An 8807-nucleotide genomic window follows, 5' to 3' on the forward strand; every position below is an offset into this window, starting at 1 on the left:
TCTTTCGCAGCAGCTGCCTCGGTTCCTTTATGAATTGTAAAGCAAGGCTCCGCATAACACTTATACTCACCTTTCTCATAATAGCCACCAATAAAGTCCAGCCCTTCGGGAGGCTCGGCACCAACCAACGAGGATGCACAAGCCAACACGCAATATATAACAAGACGAAGACTCTTCCTGCATTCGCGCATACAGCGACCCTTGATACTCGAAACAGCCCTACTCATCCATACCTCTTGCGTATTCTATCCATATTACATCACTCGCCAGGAGATTCTCTTACTCCAAGTCTATAGCGCGGAACCTTAAACCTTCCTCTGTAATTTGTTAAGTGCTTTAAGTCATAGTTGTGAAACGGATATAAAGTCTCTTTCGTCGTTAAGCAAAGAATTCGACCTGATTCACTGCATAGCTTTCAATGCTGCGATACAATAGCGCCTATATTTTTTACACCGAAGCAAATACGGACTGCTTTTCACAATGTTCCCTAGATTTTTCATTATATCGCTACTTTCTCTTTTCTGCGTCAGCGCTCATTCAGCAAAACTCGAGCAGAAAACTGTTTGCACATGGGACCCAGTTGGCCAGAACGGCCCAGTCATTGCATTCTTCTCAGACCTTACCCCGATTGCCCAAACCTGGGGGCTCGACCTGTCATTTATTGCTTATGAAGATGAAAATCTTGTGGCTTCAGATCTTAAGGAAGGTAAGTGTGATATCGGCATCGTTACTGCAATTCTGTCACGAGACTTTGTACAATTTGCCGGCACTCTCGATGCCATTGGCGGCATTACCTCGGAACGAAAACTTCATAAAACTCTGGCAGCCATTACCTCCCCAAAAGCCGTTGAATTAATGTCGGACGGTGACTATGAAGTCGTCGCTTCACTACCCGTTGGCTCCATGTTCGCTTTCGTAAACGACAAGAAAATTAAAGGAATCAATGACTTTAAGGGTAAAACTCTTGCGGTGCTAAATGGCGACATCCAAACGCGCATGTTTGCAGAACTCTCGGGGGCGGTTCCTATCAAGGTGACACTTTCAAATTTCTCTGAGCATTTTAACAATGGAGGACTGGATATCGTCCTCATGCCCGCGCTAGCCTATAACACCTTCGAACTATATAAAGGTCTTGGCGAGCGAGGGGGAATTCTTGATATACGCTTGTTTTACGGCATGCTCCAGGCTATCTCTATCAAGTCTGAGTTTAGCGAAGACTTCGGTACTAAAATGCGCCACTATATTGTTAACCGGATGAATAATATTTCCACCCTTATTAACAATGCCGAAAAACAGATCCCCAAAAAATATTGGATCAGAACCGACCAGTCGACCAAAGATGAGTTAGAGGATTTCTACAAGAATATTCGTTTAACGCTTAAGGTTACAGATCGCTTTGATGCCCGCGCTTTATCCTTATTATGGAAAATACGCTGCCATACCTCTCCTCATCGAGAAGAGTGCATCATGCCTAAGTAATCGACTCGCCTTACGATAGCACTAGTCACACATTCTGAGAGGGATCGTTGCTAACGAAGACTCGCCCCCCTTCCAGCGGTAGATTTGCATCGATGGCGAGTCGCACTGTCGACATGATATTCCGCAAATATCATTCGCCAGACAATGCTCTACCCGCCCTTTTCTAAGCCAAATATCCAGCATCCCTCTAACGGCCTCGACACTGCTGTCAAAGTGCAAAGCGATATCTTCCAGACTCGCCTGCTGACACTGCTGCAAATACGCTTTTATATCAGACAAAATCATAATAAAGCACCCTCAGGCTGAAGCTTGGACGCGATAGCTTCATCCTCATCGCCCTGTCTTCTTAAAACCACTATGACCAGAGCAAACAAGGCTGAAATAACGGCTAAGTGTGCGGCAGAACTTATAGGATGCTGAGTAAAGGTCGCAAGTTGATAAAACGCGGTGGCATTAAAGTAGGCGACACCTGTTGTCCACAATGCAACAAAGCCCGCCCAGGAACGCCCGGTTTCGCGGACAATTGCACCAATCGTCGCCACACAAGGAAAGTAGAGCAAAATAAATAGCAGATAAGAGAAAGCGCCTGCTTGGCCATTAAAACGTTCGACCATTTCGCCAAAGGTTCCACGGCTCACTTCCTGTGCTTCAGCGGCGGCATCGATATTGCTGATATCGCCCACATCTAAGCCTAAGGGATCAAACAGCATATCCCCTATAGCAGAAAAGTTTTCCGGTACTGTTGCCAATGCTTCACTCAGGCTAGCTCCCAGATCAAAGCCCTGCTCTTGCGCTTCACCTTCGCTCGCTAATTGCCCATATAGTGAATCCAAGGTGCCCACAACGGCTTCTTTAGCTAAGACCCCGGTAAAGATGCCAACCGTAGCAGGCCAATTTTCTTCACTAATGCCCATAGGAGAGAACATCGGCGTAAGCGTTTTGCTCACTTCGCTTAAGACCGAGTCTTCAGAATCTTCATTCCCGAAAGAGCCGTCCGTGCCAATCGAGTTGAGCACATTTAGCGCCAGCACCATCAGAACAATCACCTTCCCGGCATCGCGGATGAAAAGCTTTACTCTATCCCAGGTTCTTAATAATACGGCTTTTAAGGTGGGCAAGTGATAAGGAGGCAGCTCCATCATAAAACCGCTGCTTTCGCCCTGAAGAAGGGTTTTACGCATAATTAAACCCGTTAGAACAGCAACAGCAATACCTGCCAAATAAAGAATAAACACTAGATTTTGACCATTGTCAGGAAAGAAGGCCGCCGCAAACAATACGTATACAGGTAGACGCGCACCACATGACATAAAAGGATTCATCAAAATAGTAAGCTTTCTTTCTCGCTGGTTTTCGAGGGTTCGCGTCGCCATGACAGCGGGAACATTACAACCAAAACCAACGATCATCGGTACAAAGGCTTTACCTGGCAGACCAATCTTACGCATAGCTCTATCCATCACAAAGGCTGCGCGTGCCATATAGCCGCTATCCTCAAGTGCGGATAAAAACAAATACAAGCAAACAATAATAGGAATAAAGGTAGAGACAACCTGAATGCCCCCTCCAATACCATCTGCCAAAAACACCTTGCTCCATTCAGGCAAGCCAAGCAGCCCCATCAGATGCGCAGTGCCATCAACAAAAATTGCACCCACGCCCATATCGAAGAGGTCAATAAAGGCACCGCCAACGTTGATCGTAAAGGTAAACATCGCATACATAACCAGTAAGAATATACCGATTCCCAAGCGCTTCCCGAGTACAATATGGTCTATCTTATCAGATAGATTCTTGCCCACGACACCAGCTTCCTTTATTACCTCTTGCGATAAGCAATGTGCATGATTAAAGCGCCCATCAGCAATATGTATGTCGACGTCTTCCCCGGTTCTTTCTTCAATCTTGCTCTGCCAATGGGAAACCCTTGATAGCAGCTCTTTTTGACCAGCCGATTCAATTGCGCCCAATACAGCGCTATCATTTTCCAAAAGCTTAGTCGCGACCCAGCGTTGTTCGTTTGCTTTAACAGTAGCTGGTAGATAGCCGGAAACGGATAGGATTGCCTGCTCAACCAAGTCTTCATGTACCAGCTCGATTGAGCTCTGCTCGCTGGAACTTAACTCGTACTTGATCGCGCTAGCCAAACCTTTCAAGCCTTCCCCTGTCACGGCGACGATAGGCACCACCGGGCAACATAAGGCTTCGCTTAAGCGTTCAACATCGAGACTAATGCCACGCTTGCGGGCAACATCCATCATATTCAGCGCCACGACCACTGGAACGCCCATTTCTCGTAATTGCACAGTGAAATAGAGGTTACGCTCAAGATTCGAGGCATCAACCACATTAACGATCAGGTCAGCGTCGGCAGAGAGAAGATAGTCCCGGGTAACTTTTTCATCCAGAGACGATGCATCCAGCGAGTAAATACCTGGCAAGTCGACAACGTTTGCCTCGTCTCCTAGCAACTTTGTTCGCCCTGCTTTGCGCTCAACCGTTACGCCAGGCCAATTACCTGTGGTTTGTCTAATTCCTGTAAATTGATTAAAAAGGGCTGACTTACCACAATTAGGGTTGCCACCCAGAGCGATGGTTAACATAGGCTTAGGCCTCTGAAGCTGCTAGCAAGGAGAAACTTTAAGATGACGGGCAATACTATCGCCCAAGGCGATTCTCGTTCCACGATTTGCGAGAACCAAACCGTGTCGGCGACGTTGGAGCAAGCAGACCTCACCACCCACACGCAAACCAAGCCCTATCATTTTTCTGGCAAGGCTTTTACCGCCACTGATCTGTGTAATGGTTGCGTTCTGACCTTCTGATAATCGATCCATACTTAAGCTTTGCGTCATCAAGATTCACCTCACAAACAATAATAGGAATGATTCGTATCTAAAGGCTATCAATAGAACTTAATGAATACCATTGAAGCTTAATAGGAATCAATCTCGTTTGACTTAGATCAATTATTGGCAAGCTTAGGCTGATAAGAGTAGGTAATGACTTACCTCCTATTGGTTATAAAAGAGAGAGCGAAAATTTTCTCAACCCTTTTCCCAATTGAGGTTAGAATAGAAGCTCTAAACCAAAACCGAAGCACTCTATGAGAACCGTCAAAGATTTCCACTTCGTTAAACGCTTACTCAAAACGCTTTATATCAAAGATGTCGTAATAGCGAAGTCCTCTGAAGACCTTGATACGATTCTGGCTCAGGAGCCGCGTTTAATTATCGCGCTAAATCATGGGCCGATGATGGGTGCGCTGGCAGGTTTGGTTGGCCTGGCAGATTCCATGCAAAAGCATGGTGGAGAGAAGCGTTCGCCCTTCGGTATCACCTGGCGAAAGTTTTACGAGCTGCCCATCGCGAAACAATTACTTAGCTTTCTCACGCAGATTAACCACGGAGTAGGTTTTGATGAAGCCTGTGTATTATTACAAGAAGAAGGCTTTACTGATTGCGTTATTATGCCCGAGGGCGAGCTGTGTAATTTTGGCGACGGCGTTGCGGTGCTTCCTTTTCTCAGCCCTCGCTTTATTGAGCTGGCACTCGTTAACCAGTGCCCGGTTTTAATCGCCGTCCATCACGGCTCTGATCGCTGGGCCATGCCAATTAAGTTAGACCGACGCTTAGAGCCTCTATTCAAGTGGCTTCCTCAACATATGCACGAGACGATTAAGCATTCAAGAACACTTAGTATTCCCAAGCCGGTCAAAAAGAAGATTCCCAAGCTGTATATGAGCTTTGCACGGTACCAGCCAAGCCTAAGCTTGAAAACACTGAGCGACAATAAGGAGCAGCGCAATCAGCAACTCCATAAAGAAGCCGAGATTGTTAGAGACAAAATGAAGAAAATGATCTCCCTGATCATCACAGAACGCCGACTGAATGACTTGGTTCATTAAGCCTCTTACATGAGTGATTCGATACAAGGCTTCCTTGTCACACGGCAATGGCGAGATACACCACAAGGCGTGCTGCTCAAGTATTGGTTTTATTAATGCAAAACAAAGTCAAACCATATTTGAATATAAATTCACCATTTCTGTATTGTTAAGTATACGCAAATAATAGTTTCAAAAGATAAAACTGCTTAGAAACACCTCACCTTAACGGTTCACGGAACGACAAATAGGTAAAGTATGTGGTTTGGGTTTTAGTCACTGGAATACATATACCGAGCCTTCCTTTCTCGTACAATTTTGATCAGATTTGCATCACGAATAGCAGCATACCCGTGAACGTTAAGCACTGATAAAAAAATACTATAAAGGCTCTCTGGATTAATTTTCTTGCTGAGCAACATCGAAACTTTTGTTTGACTTCTAACTCGCGGACTAAAAATAATGGTATAGCCAGTTTGCGCGGACACTTCTCTACTCAACTGATATATATCCAGCGTTGAATATTTTGGCGCAGACGCACAAAATGTTGAACCCAGCAGCATTGCTACAACTAACAGGAAGCTATTTGCTCTAAGGCTCAGAATACCGGCTGTCATAGATCTTCTAGTGTATTTTTTATCATTTCCTCAAACGAAGGGTGCGTACGCAACGCTTTTAAAGCGTCATCCTTAGTAGCCTCATCTCGATAGCTATCACTTTTAGCAATTGCGTTAGATAAATAGGAAAGCGCCTCCTCATATTGCTGCAGTGCCGTATAAGCACAGGCAAGCTGATAAAATGCATGTCCATTGTCAGGATCAAGCTCTAAAGCTTGCTGGCATAGGTTTGCGGCCCATTGTGGCTCATTGATTTCTAATACCGCATCCGCCTTGTAGGTCAAAGCTTCACAGTCATCGGGCTTGATCTTCAAAATGTCATCATAACTTGAGATTCGATTGCTGGGGCTTGTATCTTGTCCCGCCCTGAGCCAAAGAGATTGAACCTCTTGCGTAAGCGCCAGCGCTTTTCGGTTATCATCAATGTCTGAACTTTTCTGGCTGAGCTGATCCTCAAAGCTTTGTAAACGATGCTCATACTCGAGAACTAGTTTAGAAATTTGCTCATCTGCGATCGATTGAACCTAAACTCAACACCCAAAGCAACGTTGTTACCGACGAAAACGCCCAGCGCTGTTTCGAATAAAAACTTAGACCTTGCATTATCGCCGCCGTAACCGAGCAAACCGAGTTCATTTGCATTACTGTAGCGAATATTCGCATTCACAAAGCTAGTATGATGAAACAATCCGTCGATCCACGCTTTTGCAGCACTTAGATAGAAATCAGTTCCGCTGCTATCTTTAGCGCCAACAAGATTGATCACACCCGCATCAATGAGTCTTTTTTGCTGTGTACCGATACTGATTACCGGTAATGTGTCATAAACCAAATCGCCAAAAAGTCGAACCTTCAGACCAATAATATTTTGTCTCACCGATTGCGATAATGCATCAACATAAAAGTCCTGATGAGCGAAGCTGAATTCGATACGGTCTCGAAAATTAATCAAAGCTCCGTGCACGCTCATATTATAATCATCAACGTCCACTTCACTTGCGACTATGCTGAAACCTAGCTCGTCTCTAGTAGCGTACCCCCCTAACGGCGCCCAAGGAATTAAACCTCCTCCTGCACTACCTTCGATAGAGGTAACACCCGAAGTACCCAATAACTTACTACCCGCTGCATTAACAGAGCTTGTAAAAAACAAGATCAAAATTACTAATGCAATACAGAATTTCGGAGCATAATTCATTCTTCTATCTCACTTGGTCGTCAGCGCCAGCGCTTCTTATTAAACTTAGTATTTTTCGTTGATTTGATCTCAATGACTACGGTTTGTGGAGAATTCACATCAAACTCAGACACCTTAAGAGGCTTTGCAGTGTTTTTTAACAGAGGGTGCCATACAAAAAACTCTGATGGCACTTTTTCCGGCACAGCCAAACTCGCTCGACCTTTACTGTCTGTTTTGCTTGCATAAGGTGTATCTATAACCAAAATATACCCAAGCATTGAATCGTGTATATTGCACCCTAGTGCCACGACGCCTGGCGTTTCAAACTTGATAGGAGATTCCGGCTTGTCGGCGTAAAGCTTTATTTCAAAGCGCTTTGGCTCTGAAAACGAATAAACATGATGTCTAATATTGTCGCTATTCGGAAAGCTCACTAAATCACCGACCTGAGCAATCAATACATGAGGGGCGAATTGCCTATTTTTCTGATCCATTATCAAGTTCGATGGAATACGCTTATTGCCAGACAAGGAAGCATATTCAGATTCGACTTGAAAATAAACGACACCATCGACAAGTGCTTGGCCATTTTGATCTTGAAGCGTTATATCGACAATTCCAGCAGCCTGACAGATATTAAATGACAGCCATGTCACGATGAAGATAAAACCCCGATCGAATGTATAAAGATTTGTAGACATAAGCGAAAATAAAACTAACTGGCAACATTATTAGAGTTTAGAACGAACAGTCTAGACCATGTGATGAAACTCTGTTTTGTTATAAATACTTGGCTAAGCAATTGTCTAACTCGATTGAGCGGTCATATTACGAAAAGAAAGCGGCGTCATGCCAAAACGTTTTTTAAACTGCCTGTGAAAGTGACTGAGATTATTGAATCCTATGTCTAGGGCAATGCGAGTAATGTCCTTTTTAGAAAACGCGAGTTGCTTTGCAGCATCATCGAAACGCAGTTGCAGAACAAACTCAATTAGACTGAACCCATACTTCTGCTTGAATTTTCGTGTAAGCTGGCTCCGAGATACTGAAAACCTCTTGCTCAAATCATCTAAATTGATATCTTCGACATAATGCCGTCTGACCCATGCAGTAATGTGATCAATATGATCGAAACTGATTTTAGAAAGAGCTGTGTCTTGATGCAGCCTCTCCATATGTAGAAGCAGCATTTTTATAAAGCAGTTTTCCGCAAATGATTGGTTCAAAAGAGAAGGTGACATCGAGAGTGCATCAACTTCTTGAATGCATCTTTCTAGATTGTCGCCCTGATCATTATTGGAATGAGACAGTGTCGTTTCTTGCTTTAGTTTTTCTATAAAGTCGTTATTGCATGGCGAACGCATTAAGTCGAGTGTGGCGGGTTTGATACAAGCAAGCAGTACTTCGCTACATGCTGACTCGCCATCAAAAATGGTAATTTTATGCACCATATTACAAGGAATAAAGATCGCGCTTCCTTGTTTTAGTGTATATGTTGCTAGACTATCTTCAATTAATAAGCCCCCACTCAAGCAGACGAGAAACTCATGCATATTATGTGCATGTTCTTTTATCGCCCCTCTTATAAGCGTTTTTTTCATCCAAAACATATCTTACCCGAAAGTACATAATTTAAATCAGAAAG

11 protein-coding genes and 1 pseudogene are annotated in these 8807 nt (G+C 44.2%); 3 read left to right on the forward strand and 9 right to left on the reverse strand.

The features are described from left to right. Positions 1-227: pseudogene (locus A3757_RS27435) on the reverse strand (hypothetical protein); the annotation flags it as partial. Between the two features lie 253 nt (positions 228-480). Between A3757_RS27435 and A3757_RS01410 the strand changes: the two are divergent. After that, entirely contained in the window at positions 481-1479 is a 999-nt protein-coding gene (locus A3757_RS01410; protein ID WP_068507699.1) for a putative solute-binding protein, read from the forward strand. A 21-nt stretch (positions 1480-1500) separates the two neighbouring features. Here A3757_RS01410 and A3757_RS01415 read toward each other — a convergent pair whose 3' ends face one another. Genes A3757_RS01415 through A3757_RS01425 form a run of 3 tightly spaced genes read right to left on the reverse strand, consistent with a single transcriptional unit; the run spans position 1501 to position 4334 of the window. After that, entirely contained in the window at positions 1501-1764 is a 264-nt protein-coding gene (locus A3757_RS01415; protein WP_068507697.1) for a FeoC-like transcriptional regulator, read from the reverse strand. Next, entirely contained in the window at positions 1761-4082 is a 2322-nt protein-coding gene (gene feoB, locus A3757_RS01420) for a Fe(2+) transporter permease subunit FeoB (protein ID WP_068552834.1), read from the reverse strand. The genes A3757_RS01415 and feoB overlap by 4 nt, the downstream gene beginning before the upstream one ends. A 21-nt stretch (positions 4083-4103) precedes the next feature. Continuing rightward, complete coding sequence (locus A3757_RS01425; protein ID WP_068552836.1) at positions 4104-4334, reverse strand: FeoA family protein; 231 nt, start codon at positions 4332-4334, stop codon at positions 4104-4106. A 251-nt stretch (positions 4335-4585) separates the two neighbouring features. Between A3757_RS01425 and A3757_RS01430 the strand changes: the two genes are divergently transcribed. Both A3757_RS01430 and A3757_RS27995 read left to right on the forward strand, forming a co-directional pair. Further along, on the forward strand, positions 4586-5386 hold the full coding sequence (locus tag A3757_RS01430; protein WP_068552838.1) for a hypothetical protein: 801 nt from the start codon (positions 4586-4588) through the stop codon (positions 5384-5386). Positions 5387-5395: 9 nt separating this feature from the next. Then, positions 5396-5482, forward strand: coding sequence for a hypothetical protein (locus A3757_RS27995; protein WP_368664562.1), 87 nt, complete (start codon positions 5396-5398; stop codon positions 5480-5482). Positions 5483-5637: 155 nt separating this feature from the next. On the opposite strand, the gene A3757_RS01435 is transcribed toward A3757_RS27995, so the two are convergent. From A3757_RS01435 to A3757_RS01455, 5 genes are all read right to left on the reverse strand, one after another. Next, positions 5638-5982 (reverse strand): hypothetical protein, encoded by a 345-nt coding sequence (locus tag A3757_RS01435; protein ID WP_068507691.1) that lies wholly within the window; start codon positions 5980-5982, stop codon positions 5638-5640. Next, a complete protein-coding gene (locus A3757_RS26070) occupies positions 5979-6296 on the reverse strand; it encodes a tetratricopeptide repeat protein (RefSeq protein ID WP_068507689.1) in 318 nt (105 codons plus the stop codon). The genes A3757_RS01435 and A3757_RS26070 overlap by 4 nt, the downstream gene beginning before the upstream one ends. Before the next feature lie 173 nt (positions 6297-6469). Next, positions 6470-7180, reverse strand: coding sequence for a DUF3034 family protein (locus A3757_RS01445; protein ID WP_068507687.1), 711 nt, complete (start codon positions 7178-7180; stop codon positions 6470-6472). 20 nt (positions 7181-7200) lie between these two features. Next, entirely contained in the window at positions 7201-7818 is a 618-nt protein-coding gene (locus tag A3757_RS01450; protein ID WP_082865046.1) for a methylamine utilization protein, read from the reverse strand. Between the two features lie 150 nt (positions 7819-7968). Then, positions 7969-8763: an AraC family transcriptional regulator gene (locus A3757_RS01455; protein ID WP_068552843.1), complete on the reverse strand. Its 795-nt coding sequence runs from the start codon at positions 8761-8763 to the stop codon at positions 7969-7971. Positions 8764-8807 lie beyond the last annotated feature (44 nt).

Source organism: Oleiphilus sp. HI0117 (assembly GCF_001635235.1).